This is a genomic window from Streptomyces sp. NPDC031379, from assembly GCF_055569615.1.
Map to the genome: position 1 here is coordinate 48621 of NZ_JBVIIT010000025.1, position 18705 is coordinate 67325.

Here is an 18705-nt window from a genome sequence, read left to right on the forward strand (position 1 = left end):
GTCAGGGCCGCGCTTCGACACCGGGACTGGAGGTCTCCGGCCGGATCAGCGCCATCGGCGAGGGCGTGGCTCAGTGGCAACCGGCGACGAAGTATGCGCGTTGCTCGCCGGGGGCGGGTACGCGCATGCGACATCTGCCCGGTTGACCGCGCCGGCCACCACGTCGACGATGACCTCGCCCGCGGCCGGGGTCGGGTCCTCGACTTCGATCCACTCCAGGACCTCCGGCCCTCCGGGTCCCTTGATCGAAATTGCTTTCTGTCTCTCCTTCTCGCGCGCCTGCCGGGTGGCGGTGGGGACGCCGGCGCCGGCCCGGCCGTGACTCGCAGCAAGCCGCACGACATCGCGCCGTTCCTTGAGCCGAGCACATGCACGGACACTCGGATGGGCGGCGTCGTCGGCCTGCCTGTTCGCATCCGGTGCGGTTTCCCCACTGGGCCGTTCAGTCGGATTTCCTTCGGAGGCGCAGGTAGGGGGCGGGATCGCCGTCTGGATGTGCGCCGGTCCCTTCACAGGGCACATCCAGGTTTCGTAAGCCTGAGAAAGCGCGGGACCGGGACTTCAGGCATCGGCAGCATGAGGCGGGGAATCAGCCGCCTGTGCACGGAGGGGTACGGGAGCAGGTGCGGGTGCGGGGTCTCTGCTACGTCATGTCAGCTTCTTGAGCATCTCGGCCGCAGCCGGTCCAGCCGAGGCAGGGTTCTGGCCGGTGATCAGGTTGCGGTCGACGACCACGTTCGGGGCCCACGGCTCGCCCTCCTGGTAGTCGGCGCCGATCTCGACCAGGCGGTCCTGGAGCAGCCACTTGGCGCCCGCCGCAAGGCCGCCCTGGGTCTCCTCGGCGTTGCTGAAGCCGGTGAGCCGGTAGCCGGCGAAGGCGTTGCCGCCATCGGCCTTGGTGGCTGCCAGCAGGGCGGCCGGAGCGTGGCAGACCACGCCGAGCGGTCTGCCCGAGGCGAGGACGTCGATGAGGAGCTTGCCGGAGACGGCGTCGACGGCCAGGTCCTCCATCGGGCCGTGGCCACCGGGGTAGAAGACGGCGGCATAGTCGTCGAGGTCGACGTCCTCCAGCTTGACGGGGTGCTGGATCTCGCTGATCGAGGCGAGGGCGTCCGCCACCTTCCTCGCGCCCTCCTCGCCGCCGTTGAACTGCGGCGCCAGACTTCCTTGGTCCAAGGGCGGCACGACTCCGCCCGGTGTGGCGACGACGATCTCGTGGCCGGCGGCCGTGAACGCATGGTACGGGGTGACGGCCTCCTCGGCCCAGAAGCCGGTCGGGTGCTTGCTGCCGTCCGCCAGCGTCCAGTGGTCGGCGCCGGTCATCACGAAAAGGATCTTCGACATTGAGGGGTCTCCTAGAGGTGGGTTGGTCGGGAGGCGCCCTGCGGATGCCGGCGCCCCACGTGTCTGTGCTTGTTACTCGGTCTCGGCCAAGGCACGCCGCGCGTGACCGCCGTACTTGGCTCCCTTCGCGCGCACTTCGTCTTCCAAGAGGAACGGCACCCTGCTCTTTCACGCCGGCCAGTCTTTCCTCGACCGTCGCGAAGCCTGTGACGCTGCGGTTCTGTACGAGCGGGTTCCCGTCGGTCACGGAGGTCATGAGGGCGCAGGCGCCGTGGCAGACCGAGGAGACGATGCCGCCTGCGGCGTAGATGGCGTCGCCTGTTCGCTGCACGTCAGCGCTGTCGGGAAAGTCCCACATGGTTCCGTGACCACCCGTGAAGAAGATCGTGGAGTAGTCGTCCGGATCCGCCTCGGCGACAGAACGTTCACCCAGCCACAGGCCGGTCCGGTGCTCGCTCGCCTCGTAGGTGCCCTGGTTGGTCACCGCGCCGGAATCCTTTTCCGTCTCACCTTTCCCACGTCTCCTTGCCGGTCACATGCACATTCCGGGCCGGGCGTGGCCGAAGGGCGCTGGACGCAACCCGCTGCTGCACGCCCAGGCTGCGATCACGGTCCCTGCCCTGCCCACCCGCGACCTGCGCCTCAGGCAGCGGCCGGCGCTCGTCCGGATCTGAGCGCAGTGGAATGTGCCCAGACGATGACGATCGCGAGCAGGAAATCCAGGAGGGCGGAGGCGAGGAAGACTCCCGCTGGGCTGGGAATGTCGTACTGGGAGAAGGAGACCAGCCGACCGACGCCCCCGAGGAAGATCGGGACTGCCAGGAAGTAGACGAGCACTCCCTGCCGACGGATCGTTGCCGCCGCCCAGAACAACAGGGGAGCCCAGCCGATGTAGACGCCTGCCATGAAGCGGTGCAGGTTGTCCGCGTCCGCCGGGCCTCCCTGCGCCAATTGCTGCACGCCGTCTCCGAGCGTGATGGCGGTGGCCAGCACCAGGCAGACACGGACGATGGTGTTGGCTGCTGCGACACGAGTGCCGACCGCCACCACGCCTCCTTGCACGTCTGGGAATGGACGCCGGACTCGGGCTCAGGCCTGTTCGGTGGGGCGTACGAGCAGTTCGGCGACAGCCACGTGCCGGGGGCGGGTGACGATGTAGCCGACGGTGTCGGCGATGTCCTGGCTCTGCAGCCGCTCGATGTCGCCGAGGCCGGCGTTGAGCAGTTGCTGGACGGCTTCCGAGTTGTGGGTGCGCAGTTCGGTGTCGACGCTGCCCGGCTCAATGACGGACACGCGGACGTGCTGCTTTGCCAGTTCCTGGCGCAGCGCCTCGCTGAAGCCGGTAACGCCGAACTTGGTGGCGGTGTACACGGCCATCATGGCGTAGGCGTTGCGGCCGTTCAGCGAGCTGATGTTGACGATGTCGGCGACCTGGCGCGGCCCGTCGGCGGCGGCCTTGACCAGGTGAGGAACGGCCGCGTGGGTGGTGTGCAGCAGGCCCATGAGGTTGATGTCGACCATGCGCTGCCAGTCGTTCAGGTCGGCGCCGGGGGTGGGTCCGAGCAGCATGAGGCCGGCGTTGTTGACCAGGGTGTCCAGGCGGCCCAGGCCCTCGACGGTCCGCTCCACGGCTTCCGCCGCGGCCTGGGAGGTGGTGATGTCGGCGGGCACGACCAGGGCCTGTCCGCCGGTGTTTGAGATCTCCGCGGCGAGGTCGGTGAGCCGGTCCTCGCGCCGGCCGACCAGGGCCACGGACGCGCCCTCGCGGGCAAGCTCGAGGGCGGTGGCGTGGCCGATGCCGCTGGACGCGCCGGTGACCAGGGCGACGGTTCCTTCAAGACGACGAGTCATCGTTCAAACCTTTCGATGCGCGGCCACGTTGCTCGGGCCGTACGGGATAAGGGGTGGCGGCCCTGGTAGGCCGTAGGGGGGTGGGGGCCACTCAGGGCCGGGCCACGGGCAGAATGGGGAAGTGAGTACTACTGGGCAGAAGACAATCAACCCCAAGCGCCGGGAGAGCATGATCGACGGAGACCTGCCTCCTCGCGAACGCCTGGTCCGGGCCGCGTCGCGGCTGTTCTATTACGAGGGAGTACGCGCGATCGGCGTGGAGCGGCTGATCGCCGAGGCCGGGGTGACCAAGGCGACCTTCTACCGGCACTTCGCCTCCAAGGACGACCTGGTCGTGGCATACCTGCTGACCAAGGACGCCTACTACAAGCAGGTGGCCGAACCGCTGGCCGCCGGGCACCCGCCCGCCGAAGCGATCGACCTCATCTTCGAGGCGATCGCCGAGCACGCCCGTGAGCGCGGCTTTCGCGGATCCCCGTTCCTGAACGCGTCCGCCGAGTACCCGGACGCCGACCACCCGGTCCGCGACCTGGTGACGACCCACCGGAACTGGATCCGCACCCTCTTCCAGGACCTCCTCACCCGGCTCGGCCACGCCGACCCTGAGTCGGCCGCCGGTGCGCTGCTGATGCTGTACGACGGCGCGATGGCCGCCGGCTACCTGGACGACTCCACGGCCGCCTACGAGACCCTGCTGAACGCCGTCCGGCTGATCCGGTCGGGAAGCTGATCCCGTCGGAGCCGCATGAGGCAGCGGCTCTGTGCGGTGCCCCGGCTGGGCCGGGGCGCGGATTGGTTTCACGGAACCTTTTGATCTCTCTTCGACGTGCACCGGCGACCTACTGGGAGATCTCCGCCTGGAGGTAGCCCAGCCGGGAAGGTCGGTATAGACCCTTCCTCGCAAGGGAGGAAGACCGGTCGTTCTACCAATCGACGATAACCCCCTCGCCGTCCGCGCGCCAACTGATCGACGCGCTTGTGGGATCGCTCACGGGTCACTGCTGCTCCCGCAGAGCCTTTCTGGCTCGGCGGCCGAGCTCGCCGACTCCTTGATCTTCTGGCGCTACCTTCGAACCCGTCGCAGCAACCGAACCTGTCGCGTCAGCGAAGCGAAGACCGTACCGCGCAGTGAAGAAGCCCGATCCGTGCGGGTTTATGTAGATTTTCAACAAGCATTCTCAGCCACACGGCCAGGTGAAGGCGCCATGCGTTCCGGACCGATCGCACCCGTGCCGACTTACGCATTTCAGCAGGCAGTGATGCTTCCGGCCGGAACAGCGGTAAGAACCCTGCCCGGATCCACTCGGAGCGCGCCCGTTCTCTGCCTGCGCCTCCTACTCTCTGCCCAGTGCTCCCGCGCGGCCGGTACGCAACGCCGACCTGGCGACCCACCTCAACCGGACCCGTCACCAGGAGTGATTGACGTTCCCAGTCCTTCGTTGCCGACATGCTGGCATCCCTGCCTGAAGTGCGGCTGCCCCGCTTGCGGCTCGGCGCGAGATGGCTCAAGCGGCGCTACGTCGCCGGAACTTAGGGCTTCCAGTAGAACTTCCGCAAGGGGTTAGACGAAGGATTAGACTCCCGGCACCTCCCAGTTGCTCGCTCTATGTGCAGTGCGGGCTCATCCCGACCATGGGAGCGCATCCACCGCTTTGGCCTGCGAAGATCGGCGACGAGGCGCCCAGGGAAAGCGATTTCTCCAGGTCAACGGTTTTCGTAGGGGTCATGAAAAGAAGATGTACAGCTCTTGACGTTCGGCAGGCCGAACGGATCTCATGAGCGCGCCGTTTGATCTCGTTTGCTTCTGATTGATCTTGCGCCCTTGTGGTCTGCACCCCAGGGGCTCGCTGCTCTGCCCCAGGAGATGCCCCGCCGGGCTGGGAGGAGACAAGCCCGCCGTGAACGAAACCGATACAGAGGCCGGAATCAAGCTCCCGGGCCACGCCCCTGCTGAACCGACGCTTGTCGAGGTGCGGCTTCACTTGCGTAACGGATCCCTGTTACTCGAAGTCCGGGACAGCAGTCCCACACAGCCGGCAGTGCAGAGAGCGGCGGACGACGACGCAGAGGGAGGGCGCGGACTCTTCCTCGTCGAAGCGCTGAGTGTCGGCTGGGGGGTGCGGCGGGGAATGGTCGTCGGAAAGGTGGTGTACGCGGAGCTCGCCGTAACACCGTCGCCCGAGGCAGCGGCGACGCGCGAGGAGCTGCCCGAACAAGGCCAGGAGATGGACCACTTGGGAGGCGAAGCCTTGCTGGCTCGACTCCTGGAGACAGCGGAGAAGTAGCCCGGGGCTGGGCTGATCAGAGACGCCTCCGCACCCTCTGTGGCATCCCTGTCATCGACCAGGCATCAAAGGACACCGGCATCTTCGCCACCCCACAGCACGCGGGGGCGACCGGCGAAGCCGACTCCAGCGGACTCACCGGGAACTGACAGCCGCCACGGCTCAGGAGCGCCGCCGCCTCCGGCAATGCTCGTGAGCCCAGACCACCCGCACTCAACCAAGCCGACCTCGGCCTCGGCACACGACCGTGCCTTCCCGGTCGGCGGCCCGCACAGGACCGCATGCACAGAAAGGACACCACCATGCTCAACTCCCAGCGCACCCGACGTTCCAGTCCTCACTCCACCGCACTTCCTCCCGCCCGCACTCGTTCCCGCCGCCGCGTGGCGGCCGGCCTGCTGGCCGGGCTGATCACCGTGCCGACCAGTACTCTGTCCGGCGCACCACCGGCCGCCGCCGCAGACCCTGTGCTGGACGCCAGCCAGTTCAAGGGCGTGAACTGGGCCCGCGTGAATGACAACTTCACCTACGACGAGGTCGTCCCCGAGGGGCTGGAGGACGCCAGGGACTACGACGACGTCAAGGCGAAGGCCGACGCCATCCTCAGCGAGCTCCAGAGCACGCTCGGCGCCGGCACCGTACGCCTGCCGATCAACAGCCACTCGGTCCCCGGCACGACGTGGGGCGACAAGTACGTCGGCGCCATCGATGCCGCGACGGCCAAGGGCTTCAAGGTCATCCTCTCCTATTGGGACGGGGACGGCTACGACAAGGACAACGACGGGAGTCCGGACGGGCCCGGCTGGAACGGCAGGGTGGTCGACGCGGATGCGTTCAAGTCGATGTGGAAGGCCGTGACGGACAAGTACGGGTCCAACGACCTGGTCTACTTCGAGCCGTACAACGAGCCCAAGGGACACAGCCCCGACGAGTGGAAGGACGTGGCCGCCACTTGGATCGCCGACCACCCGACGATCCCCAGGAACCGGATCATCGTGAGTGGCCACGGCGACAATGTGGACGTCAGGGCCGTGTGCGCCGACAGCCGCCTTGACGGGACCTACCTCTCGCTCCACCACTACGCCTTCAGCAAGCCGAAGCGGGACTACGACGGGTGGGTCGCCGACTTCAGGCAGGGGGTGGGCGACTGCGACCCCAAACGCATCATCGTGGACGAGTTCGGCGCGCCGATGGACAGCCGGGACGACACCGGCGATGACCTGGACACCGGCTTCGACTACAACGACGCGAACAGCACCGAAAACTTCGTCCAGTACCTGCGCGCCGACACCGACACCATCCGTGCCCTCGGCATGGGCGCGGTCTATTGGCCGGCCATCGGCGGCAAGCGCCAGGAACGGCCCACCTACGACTACTACTCCCTCTTCGACCTCAAGGGCAGCGGCACCGACGTGGCGCTGGGCACCCGCAACATCAGCGGCATCGACCGCCTCAAGCACGCCTGGGGCATCGACATCGACCCCGGCTCGCACACGAGCATCCTGCGCAACGGCGGCGGCAACGGCTGCCTTGACGTCCCCGATCTCAGCCACGACAGCGTCCCGGTCCAGGTCTACGACGTGTGTTGGGGCGGCGACAACCAGCAGTGGACCAGGACGCCTTCCGGGCAGATCACCGTCTACGGCGGCACGAAGTGCCTGGACGCCTACCGCGAAGGCACGACCAACGGCACCGAGGTCGGCACGTACGCCTGCAACTACCGAGAGGAGGAGAACCCGGACCACCAGAAGTGGATGTTCTACTCCGACGGCACGATCCGCTCGGTGAAGTCCGGTCTGTGCCTGGACAAGGACCTGGCCACCTCCAAGGTCCAACTCTGGTCCTGCTGGGGCGGCGACAACCAGAAGTGGAAGACCAGCTAGAAGATTTCCCCGCTGGACACACCCGCAGGCCGGTCGCGGAGGCCAAGGGCCGCGACCGGCCTGCCCGGGACGCCCTTGTCCAGCGTGCGGCCATCCCCGCCTATCAGATCGACGGCGCGGCCGCCGAGGACGGCCGCGCCCCCGCCGCGATCGGTCCTCGTCACCGAGAACAGCTCCGTATACCCCGAACCTGCGGCACCCGGCCGCAGCGTGCACGATGCCGAGCGCACTGCCTTCCTGGAGTCTCACCTGGCAGCCTGCGCGCGGGCCGGCCGCCGCGGCGTCCCGCTCGCCGGCTACTTGGCCTGGTCACAGTTCTCGGAATCCGCCGAGACCCTGGCCACGAGCGACTGGGCGGGGCCGTTGCGGCCGCCGGCTGACCCAATCCCCGGGTAAGACCGGACGTGCCGAGTGGGCCGACGGAGGACGGCACCGGACGGCCGACTGGTCCTAGTTCAGCGCCTTTCGCAAGGCGGTCAGGATGGCTTCGTCGCCGGCGCCCAGAGCGCGGGCGGCCGAGATGAAGTCCCGTGCCAGCGTGGCGAGTTGGTCCGGATCGGGGTGTGTTGCATCGGACGGCGGCGCCGCGACCCGGGAGCCTGCACCACGGCGGGTGCGGATCAGCTCAGCGGCCTCCAGCTCGCGGTATGCGCGGGCCACGGTCCCCGGCGCCAGGCCCAGGTCGGCGGCGAGCTGACGCACGGTCGGCAGGCGTTCGCCCTCGGTCAGTTGGCCGGTGAGGATCAGGGCGGCGAGCTGGGTGCGGATCTGTTCGTACGGCGGCACCTGGCTGGTGGTGTCGACGCGGACGGCGAGCGCGGTCATCGTCGGGCCGCCCGGGGTGCCACCACGGTGAACAGGGACCAGGCCAGGGTGAGCAGGGCCAGCAGGCCCAGGGGGTAGATCGCCAAGGAGGCGACGGAGCCCATCATGCCCCCGCAGTTACTGTCCGCCAGATAGGTCGCGATCATCAGAACGACAAGCAACAGCAGGCCCGAGACCAGCACCCCCCAGGCTGCGACGATCGCCCGCGCGCGGTCGCGGCGCTGCTGTTCGTCGCCCGGGCGCCGGGCGATACGCCGCAGAGCCCAGGCGCAGGCGACTGTGCCGATGACGAGCGAGCCGAGGATCTGGCGGCTGTCCAAGATGCCGGGCCAGAGGATGACAGGTGGTTCGGTCCCGTCACAGCCGCCGTCAGACGCCATGGCCCCGATCACCCGGTCCGCGGCGCCTTGAGTGGCCGTGGCATCCCCGATGCCCACCAGCGCGACGAGGAATACCGCCTGGAGGAGAAGTAGAAGGGTGATGCGGGGCGGCACATGGTCTCGCACTCGGCGCGGGGTGAGACTGGCGGTGCGCACCGCCTCCCGAGGACGCGGGGTGAGGGCGTCGCCGAGCAGGACGCCGCCCACCGTGCACAGGCCGAAAGCGGTGACGAAGCTGACCAGGGGCACGCCGAAGTCGAAGCTGCTGTGGCCGAAATTGGTGATGCCTATGGTGGCCCACAGCGGTGCTGCGGCGACGCCCACGGCCGGACCGGCCCAGCGGGCGTAATGATCAGCACGGGCACGGAGGCGGGACTCGGGCCGGTCGGTGTCGAGCATACGGGAACCCCAATGAGTGGTGATGGCCGCATGGCTTGCGCCCAGCGGAAGCGGACGCTGCTCGCCGCAAGCCACGTTTGTATCGAGTGGTCAGTACAAGATGCCGTGGATGGAATCTTGTGTCAAATGCTCGATACAAGGATCGGTTGGCGACGGCTCTCCACCCGATTGAACCGGCCCGTGCGGGCTGCCTCGGGGATGTCGAGACCCAACCTGCCCGGAACGCAAGCGGCCTCACGGCGATGAGGATGATTGCTGTTGTTCATCACACCCGGTCTCGCCGTGCGGGACCAGGCCAAGCGGGCGCGGGAGGAGTTCGCGCACGCCCTGTCCGCCTACCTCGACCTGGTCGCGCTGAAGCGGGCCGCCGACGCCGGCCCCGCCGAGGCGCTGGAGAAGGCCGCCGAGGTCGGCGAGGGCTGCCCCCTCCTGTATCTGCAGGGCGCGCTGCGCCGGGCCCGGCTGGAGAAGATCCCGCCGTATCAAGCGCTCACGGAACTTTCCCACGAGTACGACCTGCCCGTCCTGGACGACGTCGCCGACATCATGCGCGGCTCGGCTGCTGACGGCGCAGCCGTCTACAAGGCGCTGCGGGCCCGCACCGCCGCGCTCAACGCGGAACTGCTGGCTGATCAGGCCGTAGAAGCGAACGCGGCCAGCGAGAAGATGACCGCCCCTGGGGCCCTCTTGGCCCTCTTGGCCCTCTTGCTGATGGCTTTCCCCGCAGTGATCCGCATGCTGACCGTCTGAGTCCGGCGGAAGGACCCGCACGGGTTTCGTAACGCGTCCGTTTTCGTCGCTCGTCCGAGCGATCCGGTGGAACGGCGTGCGCGCCATGGTCGCTGCATGACTGACACCCCCCACCACAACGCAACGGACCCGCAGCGCGCCCCCGAGCCGGCCGAGGGTCCGGCCAGCGCCACCCGCAGATCCGTCATCGCCACCCTCGGCGGCGCCGCGCTCGGCGTGGCCGCACTGGGACTCGCCGCCACGCAGGCCGCGGCCGCGGCGCCCCGGAGCGCGGACCGGCCCGCTCCCCCGCTCGCTGCGGCGTGCGTCCTCACGCCCGAGCAGACCGAGGGCCCCTACTATCTGGACCTGGAGCGGGTCCGCAAGGACATCACCGAGGGCAAGGCCGGCGTTCCACTGACCCTGCGCGTCATGGTCATAGACAGCACCACGTGCGCCACGCTACCCAACACGGCCGTCGACATCTGGCACTGCGACGCGCTGGGGGTCTATTCCGGCTACGTCGCCGGCGGATCCACCCCCGACACGACCTTCCTGCGCGGTGTGCAGCTGACCGACGCGTCCGGGGTCGCGGAATTCACCACCGTCTACCCGGGGTGGTACGTCGGCCGGGCCCTCCACATCCACGTCAAGACGCACGCCGGGGGCACCGTCTCCAATGGCACCTATCACGGAGGCCGTGTTTCCCACACCGGCCAGCTCTACTTCCCGGAGACGTACAACACCAGGGTCGCCGCCCTGTCCCCCTACCGGAACAACACGGCCTCGCGCACGCTCAACGCGAGGGACGGCATCTACCGCAACGGCGGTTCGGCCACCCTGTTGACCCTCACCCAGACGGGCAGCGACCTGAGCAAGGGCGTGACCGGGACCGTCGTACTCGGGATCGACCCCACCGCCACACCCTGACGGTCCTCCGGGAGCGGTGGCCGAGCCCTGGGCCGGTTCCGGCCGCCGCGCACACCGCCCACTCGCCGCGCATGGTTTCGGCACGAGAACGTGCGGCCAGGAATCGGGGATGAGCCGGAGTCGAACGTGCGAGGTATGCGGTACGACGCTGATCACGAGGCCGCAGGGCGGCCGGCCGGCTAAGTACTGTTCCAACGCCTGCCGGCAACGGGCGCTCCGGCGGCGGACGGCAGCGCGGAACACCTTCCAAACCCAGGGTGCCGCGCCGGTCGCGGCCTCCACCGCGGCACCCACTGGGGCGACCGCAGCAACCCGTGACCGCGCCCTGCCGCCGGCGCTCGACTCCTTCGTCGGCCGGCGGCAGGAACTGTCGGGCCTGCGCGCACTGCTCAGGAGCACACGGCTGCTCACGCTGACAGGGGCGGGCGGTGTGGGCAAGACGCGGCTGGCGTTGGAGTTCGCCAGGGGGATATCGAGCCGTTACGCCCGGCTCGACCTGGTGGAGCTCGACTCGCTGCGGGACGGCGCAACTGTGACGCAGTCCGTGGCCGCCGCGCTGGGCGTGGGCGAAGGGGCGGGCCGTACCGGGGTCGATGTCCTGCTCCGTGCCATCGGTGATGCCTCCCGGCTGCTGCTTCTGGACAACTGCGAGCACCTCGCCGAGCCGTGCGCCCGGCTGGTCGTGACCCTGCTAGCCCGCTGCCCCCGGCTGCGGATCCTGGCCACGAGCCGTGAGGCATTGCGGGTGCCCGGGGAGACCGTGTTCCGGGTCGGTGAGCTGTCCCTGCCGCCGAGGGACGCCGGGGACGACGTGACGGCCCTGCTGCGGGCGGACGCGGTACGGCTGTTCGTGGAACGCGCCGCGCACCGCTCGCCCGGGTTCGCGCTGGACCGGAACAACGGCCGGCTGGTCGCGGAGATCTGCCGACGGCTGGACGGCCTGACCCTCGCCGTAGAACTCGCGGCCGGCCACATCGGCACCCTCGCGCCGGGCGACATCCTCGCGGGCCTGGACGACCAGTTGTCCCAGCTGGACCTCTTGGCCGGTGGCAGCAGGACCGGGCCCCGGCGGCACAGCGGGCTCGCCACCGCCGTCGACTGGAGCCACCGGCTGCTGGATCCGGCGGAACAGGCCGTCTTCCGGCGCCTCGCGGTCCTCGTCGGAGGGTTCGATGTGGCCGCGGCGCGGTCGGTGTGCGCCAGCGGCGGCATCAGGCCGCGAGAGGTCTTTCCCCTACTGTGCGCGCTCGAGGCGAAATCACTGATCGTACGGTTGCCGGGGGACGCGACGCCCACCCGCTTCCGGCAGCTCGGTGTCATCCGCGCCTACGCCATGGAACGTTTGCGCGCATCCGGCGAGCTGCGCCCCACCCTGCGCAGCGCCCTCACGTGGCTCCACGAAGTCGCCGAGCGAGATGGTGGGCACGTGTTCGCCGACCAGGCGAGCAGCCCGCTGACGGCGGAACGGGACACCCTCGCCTCGGTGCCGGCCCACGCCACCGGCCAGGACGAGGCCGCACGGGTACGGCTGACCCTGGAGCTGGCCCGGGTGCACTACCAGCAAGAGCAGCCATCGGCAGCGGGCGCACTGCTGACCGGACTGCTGCGGGAGCCCGGCGGTCGGGCACTGGGCGGGGAGGTGGCCGCGCTCGCGGCACGCGTGGCCGCCCAGCAGGCCGACCCGCACCGAGCACTGTCCCTGGGCGAGCGGGCGGTGAACCTGGAACGGCGGCGTCACGTGCCCGCCGGGCTCGCCAACGCACTCGACGCCAGGGCCGCGGCGTGGCTGTGTCGCGGCGAATTCGCCGAGGCCGTCGCGGATCTGCGCGCGTGCCTGGACGTCGTCGCCTCGCTCGGCTCGCCCGAAGACGTCGCGTGGTGCACCCAGCACCTGGCCTGGGCGCTGCTCCAGGCAGGCGGGCAGCGGGAGGCCGATGAGCTGATGGCGGATTGCCTTCCGATACTCAGGGAGCAGGCGCCCTGGCCCCGGGCCGCGGCAGCGCTGCACACCGCGGGCGCCGTACGGCTGGCTCTGGGGCAGCTGGAGAGCGCCGAGGCCCTCTTCGCCGAAGTGCTGCACATCGCCCCCGGAGGGAGCTTCCACGCACTGTATCCCGTCGAAGGCCTGGCGCTGGTGGCCGCGGAGAGCGGTGACATGCAGCGCGCCCTGCGGTTGTGCGAGGCGAGCGCGCAGGCGCGACGCCGGCTGGACACCGAGCCCGAGGCACCCTGGCGGCGCAGGATCGAGCAGACGGCGGCCCGTGCCCGGACCCTGCTGCCAACGGCGGCGCGGGAGGCCGCGGTCGTCGGCACTCGCGGGCTGCGGGGGGACCGGCTCGTCGCCTACGCCCTGCGGACAGGGAGCGGTGAACAGGTGCGGCGGGGGCCGGGCACCCTGGGGGCCGGCGACGAGCGGTGGCGGCTGACCGCCAGGGAGTTGATGGTGGTCGAACTCGTCGCGAAGGGGCTGACCAACCCGCAGATCGCGGGCAGACTCGGACTTTCGGCGCATACGGTCGCCACACACCTGGACAGGGTGCGCGACAAGCTGGGTCTTCGCTCACGCACACAGATCGCCCTGTGGTTCGGTCGAAGAGATTCGGAGGCTTCGGTTCCCTGACATCGTGCAGCAGACCAGCAGGAACTCACCCAACTCCGTGCCGACCGCGAAGCCCTCGTCCGCGTCATCCCCCAGCTGACCCTGGAAGAACCGGCAGCTCGGCCAGCAGCTCACGGCCCCCGCCCCAGTCGTCCGTATCCTACCCACCCTGTTCCAACCACCCGTCGCCTGAGGGTCGAGCAGCACCCACCACCACTGTCAACCTATGGCTCCCCAATCGGTGAGGGCGTGCAGAGCCCCTGTCTGGCAACATACGGCTGCGCTGTACCGCGCGGACGGATCCGACGGGCGCGGAACGATCGGTTCGACCGCGAGTTGCAGAATGGGGCCGCCCGCTTGGCCCGCCTCATAACCCGTACCGGTGAGTCCGTACCGTTTGTCTCGCCGGGGCGAGCGTCAGACGGATTCCGCAACCGGCCCCGCACCCTCTTAAAGACCACTCCGACTCGTTCAACGCTCCAGGGAGGTACCGAACATGAAGCACACCGCAGCCCGCACCCGCCGTGCTGTGCTCCGGGCGACCACGCACCCGCACACCCACCCGTACACCGCCTCCGGGGACCGGGGCGTGGCGGCCGGGGAGCACGTGCCTGGGCGCGCGCCGATGGTGCGGTCGTCCGTCTGACCACGCGCGTACAGGAAGGTCTTCAGGAGGCCCGGCCACCTCCGTGATCGGCAAGTACAACGGCAAGCTCAACGGGCTGTGATGGCTCGTCCCGAGTGGCTGAAGGACTGGTGGCAGGGGCAACGATGGCGTGACGACCGCGGTGACACCAGCATCCAGATGGCGATCGTCTTTCCGTTCGTGCTGTTCGCCACGGTGGCCGTCACCCAGGCGTCCATGTGGTACTACGCACGGCAGATCGCGCTGACGGCTGCCCACGAAGGCGCCACCGCAGCCCGCGCCTACCAGTCGAGTCCGGCCGACGGTGCGGCCCAGGCGCGGGCCGTGCTGGGGCGCACTGCGGGTGACAGCCTGCGCGGCTACAGCGTTTCCGCCAGCAGCAACGGGCAGCGTGTGCGGGTTCAGGTATCCGGCACCGCCCTGTCGATGATCCCGGGTCTTTCCGTCCTGCGGGTCACGCAGCCGGCGTCCGGGCCGGTGGAGCGTTGGACGGTCCCGGGGGAATGAATCACGTGCAAGACATGGCCCGTTGGGCTCACAGGCTTCGCAACGATGAGGGAAGTGCCGCGATCGAGGCGGCCGTCATCCTCCCGTCGCTGATCATGTTCCTGTGTCTGGCGATCGCCGGCGGCCGGATCGTCACGTCCGGCGCGAAGATCGATACTGCGGCTGAGGATGCGGTCCGGGAGGCATCCGTTCACCGCACGGCGGCGGCCGCCAAGGGGCCGCGCAGTCAGCAGCCGCGGAGTCCCTGAACGATCAGGGCATCAAGTGCGCGTCGGCGTCCGTCCGCATCAACACCGGCGGCCTGAGTGTGCCGGTGGGGCAGGTCGGGACAGTCACCGTGACCGTGACCTGCACGGTCAATCTGGCGGATCTGCTGTTGCCGGGCGTGCCGGGGGCCAAGACGCTCACGTCCACGGCGACCTCGGTAGTGGACCAGCACAGGCAGCGAGGCGACTGATGATTTTGCGTCGGATGCGGCAGCCCCGAGGTGGCGACCGGGGCGGCGTGACCGTGTTCGCCGCCGTGTGCGTGTTCGCGCTGATCGGCATCATCGGCGTCGCCGTGGACGGCGGCAGCAAGATGCGCGCCACGGAGCGCGCCGAATACATCGCCGGCGAGGCCGCCCGGGCCGGCGGGCCGGCCATCGACCCCGCCGACGCCATCAGAGGTACCGCGATCACCGCCGATCCCCAAGCGGCGGCCGCCGCGGCGCAGGCCTACCTCAGCTCCGCCGGCGCCACCGGCACGGTCAGCGTGTCCGGCGACGGCAAGGCCCTCACCGTCACTGTGACCGGCTCGTACGACACGAAGTTCCTGTCGGTGGTCGGGGTCGGCTCGCTGTCGGTGACCGGCCATGGCAAGGCCACCCTCCTGCACGGCGTCACCCCCCCCCAGGAAAATGATGCGCACCACCACCCGCTCCCCCGCCGCAGCGGTGGGCCGCACCCTGGCCCGGGTCTTCAAAGCCGTGCTTAGCCTGCTCGTCTTGGCCACCGCGGTCGCCGGGCTGCCGCTGCTGCTGGCCTGGGCCACCCCGGTCATCTGGGCTGCCACCCACGACGACCTCACCCACCTGCTGGACCGGCAGGACACCGGCAGCGTCTTTCTGCTGCTGCTCGTCGCGGTGGGCTGGATCGGGTGGGCGCAGTTCAGCTTCTGCGCGGTCCGCGAGCTGATCGCACAGCTGCGGGGCCGGACCTGACACGCCCCGCGGGGGACGGGCGCCTCGCAGCGCGCCACGGCCCTGCTGATCGGCAGCACCCTGATACTGCTGCCTACGAGTTCGGCGCTGGCCTCCGATGCCCAGGCCGCGCCGGCCCCCACGGCTGGAGTTGTGCCGGGCCAGGCGGTCCAGGCCCCGCCGACCGCCGCCAGAGCCGGCCAGGCCTCACCCGCATTCTCCGCGAGCACGCCGGCGTCGCGTACGTACACGGTGCGCGAGACGCGGCCGGCAGAGAGCTTGTGGGGAATCGCCGAGCGGGAGTTGGGGGACGGCGACGACTGGCCGCTGCTGTTCGAGGCCAGCCGGGGCAAGCCGCAGCCGCACGGCCTGCCCGAGATCACCGATCCCGACGTCATCCACGCGGGGCAGCAGGTCACCGTGCCCGCTACCAACAGCGGCCAGCCGCCCCAGGACCGCGACCCGGGTGAAGAGTCGGGCAGCCAGGAGACCACTCCCCCGGCCACGCCGAACCTCCACGGCACGCACAGGCCGGGCGGCAGCACAGGGGATGTCCCAGCGCCCGCGCCCGGACAGACCCAGGCGCCCGCACCGCAGTCATCGGCGCCCAACGCACCGTCCAGTGGTCCGGCCGCGCAACCCGGTCAGGATCAGTCCTCTCCGTCCGCAACGGCATCCGCGACGCCCGAGCCCAGCGCCAGCGCCAGCGCCTCGGCTTCTGGCGCCTCCCCGTCGGCGTCGGCCGAGCCGTCCCGCTCCGCTGCTTCCTCCCCCCGCCCGAGGCCCCGGCGACGGCTCCGGCCAGCAGGCCGCTGAACCTGCGCATCGTGCTTGGCGCCGGCGCGCTGCTCGCCGCTGCGGTCACCGGTGCGCTCGCCCTGCGCCGAACGCTGCAGCGTCGGCGCCGTGAGCCGGGCGAGAAGATCGGCGGCCCCCCCTAGTCAGGGGGCCGCCGACGGCGCTGCGTTCTCAGCGGTTGGTCCACAGGTTCCAGCGCCACGGCCAGGTGCCATCGGCGCACTGGTAGGCGTCCCAGTGCCCGCGATCGATGCCCTGCTGGCCGGCCGTCTGGCAGCCGCTCAAGGTGAGGTACTTGCCCCGGTGGACGTTGAGGCCATCGGCCGCCTGGACGGCGGTCACGTGCGAGGAGGCCGCAGCAGGCGCCGCGATCGCGGGCGCCGTTGCGCTCAGGCCGAGCCCCGTCACGGCGATCGCTGCGAGGGCAGAGAACATGATGCGTACACGCATGGTGAAGCTTCCTTTCGGTGGCAGATTCACAGTCGGCTCATGCGGCTTGTGCCGGCACGGCCATGACCACCGGCCTGCTCACCCTCGGGGGTGATCCGTGCAGCCGGTACGCCGAGTTTGCGGTGGTAGTTCGCCCTTCGCCAGCGGGTCCCGTTTGCTTCACTGATGTCGGGATCAATACATTCCTGACCTGCTGGGACGTATCCATCCCGGGACATGAAGCAGCCGACGGGACACGGTTGCGGCGCTTGCAGGGAGATCCATGTCGATGAATGGCCAACGTCCGGAGGACGCAGTGGCAGCACGGCGGCTGGGCGAGGCGCTGCGGGCACTGCAGAGAAGCTCGGGCCGCACGCTTCGTGCCCTGGAAACCCAGGTCCGCATCAGCGACTCGTCCCTCTCCCGCTACTTCCGTGGCGAAACCGTGCCCCCTTGGCCCGTCGTCCGGGACCTGTGCCGGGCGCTGGACGCAGATCCCAGCGCGTACCGGGCTTTGTGGGAGGCCGCCGACCACCATCGGCGTGAGGAACCGACCCCTGCCGCCCCACGACCAAAACCCTCCCTCACCTGGCCGCGCCGTCTGCGCAAGCGCCTGTCCAGTCCATGGAGCTTCGCCGCGGCCGGCACCGCCATCGGCCTTGCGGCCGGGCTGACGCTGTTCGGCCTCCAGCACTCACCCACCGCGCCCCCTGCACAGGGCGTCACCGAAGCGAAGGACGCGAAGACCGGCTACGACGATGCCGGCGTGCTCGTCCACAACGTCGAAGACAAATGCCAAAAGCCCCGTACCCACGAATGCGCGCTGCATCTGGCCTTCGACCCCTACCGTCCCTACACGACGGCCAACTCTGCCGACCGTGTCTGGCACCATGACCTGCTGCACGCACGTTGCCGGATCGCCGACGGCGTCACCGTCACCGACGAGGAAGAGAAACACAGCAGCATCTGGATCCAGGTCGCGCGGAAAGGGCAGCACCTATGGCTCCCCGGGATCCGCGTCCATCCCGACACGCTGGTCCAGTTGAGCGCCGTACTGCCCAGATGCCCGACATGACAGCGGCTCGGAACCGCCGGAGGAGACGGCACCCGAGGGGCGGCCCGCACCTCGGGCGGTGTATCCCTGCCGCTCTTCGTGGTCGCCCCGTGGGGACTGGCCGCGCTGGACGACGAGGTCGAGCAGGGCGGCCCGGTCGACGGCTCGTCCAGGGTGTGGCTCGTGAAGCGGCGGCGGAGGCGGCAGGCGCACCGCTTTGAGGACCGGCCTCGAGGCACGCGGCCTGGTGGAGGTCCTGAGGGACCTGGACGGGTACGAGCGGCGCTCCGGGGCGTTCGTCGAGCGGCTGGCGGACCGGCTGATGCTGCTGGACCGGCCCGTGGTGCGCGGCCTGCTCGCGGCGGGCCCGCAGGCCGGCGGGGGTGCCGTGTCCAGGTTCACCGCCCGCCGCGTGCGCCGCAGCGCCGGCCTGCCCGCCGACACCAGCAACGCTGTGACCGTCGGCCGCGGGACGGACCGGCACCGGACGTGCGGCGCAGGGCCGGACCAGGCCCCGGCGTGGCCGTTCGTGACTGTGGACTTTGCGAGTTGAACAGGCCAGATGGTCCCGGGACGATCATGACGCGAGCAGGACGAGACGCGTCTCAGGCGGCCTTGGCGGCGGCACCCAGTACCCGCTGAAACTGGCGGCGGCCCTGCTGGCGACGCTGCCCGTCGCGGCACTGTTCTTCTGCTTCCAGCGCTACTTCGTGCAGGGCTCCAACGCCGGAGCCGTCAAGGAGTGGCCCACAGCGTTGCTCGGGAACGCCGACCGCACTGGGGGGGGGGGGGGGGGGGGGGGGGGGTGGGGGGGAGGGGGGGGGGGGGGGGGGGGGGGGGGGGGGGGGGGGGGGGGGGGGGGCGTA

Annotated in this window: 18 protein-coding genes and 3 pseudogenes; 15 read left to right on the forward strand and 6 right to left on the reverse strand. The window is 69.9% G+C overall.

Translation table 11 applies throughout. From position 1 onward, the window contains the following. Positions 1-5: 5 nt before the first annotated feature. Positions 6-124, forward strand: a pseudogene (locus ACZ5CW_RS31375) (alcohol dehydrogenase catalytic domain-containing protein); the annotation flags it as partial. 524 nt (positions 125-648) lie between these two features. Here ACZ5CW_RS31375 and ACZ5CW_RS31380 read toward each other — a convergent pair. The 3 genes from ACZ5CW_RS31380 to ACZ5CW_RS31390 all read right to left on the reverse strand — a co-directional run bounded on the left by ACZ5CW_RS31380 (position 649) and on the right by ACZ5CW_RS31390 (position 3195). Beyond that, complete coding sequence (locus tag ACZ5CW_RS31380) at positions 649-1344, reverse strand: type 1 glutamine amidotransferase domain-containing protein (protein ID WP_468607322.1); 696 nt, start codon at positions 1342-1344, stop codon at positions 649-651. A 642-nt stretch (positions 1345-1986) separates the two neighbouring features. Then, positions 1987-2391 carry a DUF4345 family protein gene (locus ACZ5CW_RS31385; RefSeq protein ID WP_468607324.1) on the reverse strand — a complete coding sequence of 135 codons (405 nt, stop codon included), beginning with the start codon at positions 2389-2391 and terminating at the stop codon, positions 1987-1989. 42 nt (positions 2392-2433) lie between these two features. Beyond that, on the reverse strand, positions 2434-3195 hold the full coding sequence (locus tag ACZ5CW_RS31390; protein WP_468607326.1) for an SDR family NAD(P)-dependent oxidoreductase: 762 nt from the start codon (positions 3193-3195) through the stop codon (positions 2434-2436). Positions 3196-3316: 121 nt separating this feature from the next. Here ACZ5CW_RS31390 and ACZ5CW_RS31395 point away from each other — a divergent pair, with 121 nt between their 5' ends. The 4 genes from ACZ5CW_RS31395 to ACZ5CW_RS31410 all read left to right on the forward strand — a co-directional run bounded on the left by ACZ5CW_RS31395 (position 3317) and on the right by ACZ5CW_RS31410 (position 7759). Then, positions 3317-3925 (forward strand): TetR/AcrR family transcriptional regulator, encoded by a 609-nt coding sequence (locus tag ACZ5CW_RS31395; protein ID WP_468607328.1) that lies wholly within the window; start codon positions 3317-3319, stop codon positions 3923-3925. A gap of 1168 nt (positions 3926-5093) precedes the next feature. Beyond that, a complete protein-coding gene (locus tag ACZ5CW_RS31400; RefSeq protein ID WP_468607330.1) occupies positions 5094-5480 on the forward strand; it encodes an ATP-binding protein in 387 nt (128 codons plus the stop codon). 281 nt (positions 5481-5761) lie between these two features. After that, positions 5762-7363 (forward strand): ricin-type beta-trefoil lectin domain protein, encoded by a 1602-nt coding sequence (locus tag ACZ5CW_RS31405; protein WP_468607332.1) that lies wholly within the window; start codon positions 5762-5764, stop codon positions 7361-7363. An 84-nt stretch (positions 7364-7447) separates the two neighbouring features. Beyond that, entirely contained in the window at positions 7448-7759 is a 312-nt protein-coding gene (locus ACZ5CW_RS31410; protein WP_468607517.1) for a family 1 glycosylhydrolase, read from the forward strand. A 54-nt stretch (positions 7760-7813) separates the two neighbouring features. On the opposite strand, the gene ACZ5CW_RS31415 is transcribed toward ACZ5CW_RS31410, so the two are convergent. Together ACZ5CW_RS31415 and ACZ5CW_RS31420 are read right to left on the reverse strand one after the other, a co-directional pair. After that, entirely contained in the window at positions 7814-8188 is a 375-nt protein-coding gene (locus tag ACZ5CW_RS31415) for a GntR family transcriptional regulator (RefSeq protein ID WP_468607334.1), read from the reverse strand. After that, a complete protein-coding gene (locus ACZ5CW_RS31420; protein WP_468607336.1) occupies positions 8185-8967 on the reverse strand; it encodes a hypothetical protein in 783 nt (260 codons plus the stop codon). The genes ACZ5CW_RS31415 and ACZ5CW_RS31420 overlap by 4 nt, the downstream gene beginning before the upstream one ends. Before the next feature lie 255 nt (positions 8968-9222). On the opposite strand from ACZ5CW_RS31420, the pseudogene ACZ5CW_RS31425 reads away from it, so the two are divergent. The 8 genes and pseudogenes from ACZ5CW_RS31425 to ACZ5CW_RS31460 form a co-directional block, all read left to right on the forward strand. After that, a pseudogene (locus ACZ5CW_RS31425) lies at positions 9223-9717 on the forward strand (type II secretion system F family protein); the annotation flags it as partial. A 96-nt stretch (positions 9718-9813) separates the two neighbouring features. Then, entirely contained in the window at positions 9814-10626 is an 813-nt protein-coding gene (locus ACZ5CW_RS31430) for an intradiol ring-cleavage dioxygenase (protein ID WP_468607338.1), read from the forward strand. Between the two features lie 109 nt (positions 10627-10735). Next, positions 10736-13246, forward strand: coding sequence for an ATP-binding protein (locus ACZ5CW_RS31435; protein ID WP_468607340.1), 2511 nt, complete (start codon positions 10736-10738; stop codon positions 13244-13246). 475 nt (positions 13247-13721) lie between these two features. Further along, complete coding sequence (locus ACZ5CW_RS31440; protein WP_468607342.1) at positions 13722-13871, forward strand: hypothetical protein; 150 nt, start codon at positions 13722-13724, stop codon at positions 13869-13871. 81 nt (positions 13872-13952) lie between these two features. Next, positions 13953-14378, forward strand: a complete 426-nt coding sequence (locus ACZ5CW_RS31445; protein ID WP_468607344.1) for a TadE/TadG family type IV pilus assembly protein — start codon at positions 13953-13955, stop codon at positions 14376-14378. Positions 14379-14392: 14 nt separating this feature from the next. Further along, on the forward strand, positions 14393-14626 hold the full coding sequence (locus tag ACZ5CW_RS31450; RefSeq protein ID WP_468607519.1) for a TadE/TadG family type IV pilus assembly protein: 234 nt from the start codon (positions 14393-14395) through the stop codon (positions 14624-14626). 208 nt (positions 14627-14834) lie between these two features. Beyond that, positions 14835-15278: pseudogene (locus ACZ5CW_RS31455) on the forward strand (TadE/TadG family type IV pilus assembly protein); the annotation flags it as partial. A gap of 85 nt (positions 15279-15363) precedes the next feature. Continuing rightward, positions 15364-15579, forward strand: a complete 216-nt coding sequence (locus ACZ5CW_RS31460) for a hypothetical protein (protein WP_468607346.1) — start codon at positions 15364-15366, stop codon at positions 15577-15579. A 948-nt stretch (positions 15580-16527) separates the two neighbouring features. Here the strand turns inward: ACZ5CW_RS31460 and ACZ5CW_RS31465 are convergent. Continuing rightward, positions 16528-16806, reverse strand: coding sequence for a hypothetical protein (locus tag ACZ5CW_RS31465; RefSeq protein ID WP_468607348.1), 279 nt, complete (start codon positions 16804-16806; stop codon positions 16528-16530). Between the two features lie 262 nt (positions 16807-17068). Between ACZ5CW_RS31465 and ACZ5CW_RS31470 the strand changes: the two genes are divergently transcribed. After that, positions 17069-17860: a helix-turn-helix domain-containing protein gene (locus tag ACZ5CW_RS31470; RefSeq protein WP_468607350.1), complete on the forward strand. Its 792-nt coding sequence runs from the start codon at positions 17069-17071 to the stop codon at positions 17858-17860. A 196-nt stretch (positions 17861-18056) separates the two neighbouring features. Next, positions 18057-18392, forward strand: coding sequence for a hypothetical protein (locus ACZ5CW_RS31475; RefSeq protein WP_468607352.1), 336 nt, complete (start codon positions 18057-18059; stop codon positions 18390-18392). Positions 18393-18705: the final 313 nt, after the last annotated feature.

Bases quoted from the DNA above. Each gene is read 5' to 3' on its own strand.
- ACZ5CW_RS31380 (WP_468607322.1), bottom strand. From the start codon at position 1,344: ATGTCGAAGATCCTTTTCGTGATGACCGGCGCCGACCACTGGACGCTG.
- ACZ5CW_RS31390 (WP_468607326.1), bottom strand. From the start codon at position 3,195: ATGACTCGTCGTCTTGAAGGAACCGTCGCCCTGGTCACCGGCGCGTCC.
- ACZ5CW_RS31405 (WP_468607332.1), top strand. From the start codon at position 5,762: ATGCACAGAAAGGACACCACCATGCTCAACTCCCAGCGCACCCGACGT.
- ACZ5CW_RS31415 (WP_468607334.1), bottom strand. From the start codon at position 8,188: ATGACCGCGCTCGCCGTCCGCGTCGACACCACCAGCCAGGTGCCGCCG.
- ACZ5CW_RS31420 (WP_468607336.1), bottom strand. From the start codon at position 8,967: ATGCTCGACACCGACCGGCCCGAGTCCCGCCTCCGTGCCCGTGCTGAT.
- ACZ5CW_RS31430 (WP_468607338.1), top strand. From the start codon at position 9,814: ATGACTGACACCCCCCACCACAACGCAACGGACCCGCAGCGCGCCCCC.
- ACZ5CW_RS31435 (WP_468607340.1), top strand. From the start codon at position 10,736: ATGAGCCGGAGTCGAACGTGCGAGGTATGCGGTACGACGCTGATCACG.
- ACZ5CW_RS31440 (WP_468607342.1), top strand. From the start codon at position 13,722: ATGAAGCACACCGCAGCCCGCACCCGCCGTGCTGTGCTCCGGGCGACC.
- ACZ5CW_RS31445 (WP_468607344.1), top strand. From the start codon at position 13,953: ATGGCTCGTCCCGAGTGGCTGAAGGACTGGTGGCAGGGGCAACGATGG.
- ACZ5CW_RS31450 (WP_468607519.1), top strand. From the start codon at position 14,393: ATGGCCCGTTGGGCTCACAGGCTTCGCAACGATGAGGGAAGTGCCGCG.
- ACZ5CW_RS31465 (WP_468607348.1), bottom strand. From the start codon at position 16,806: ATGCGTGTACGCATCATGTTCTCTGCCCTCGCAGCGATCGCCGTGACG.
- ACZ5CW_RS31470 (WP_468607350.1), top strand. From the start codon at position 17,069: ATGTCGATGAATGGCCAACGTCCGGAGGACGCAGTGGCAGCACGGCGG.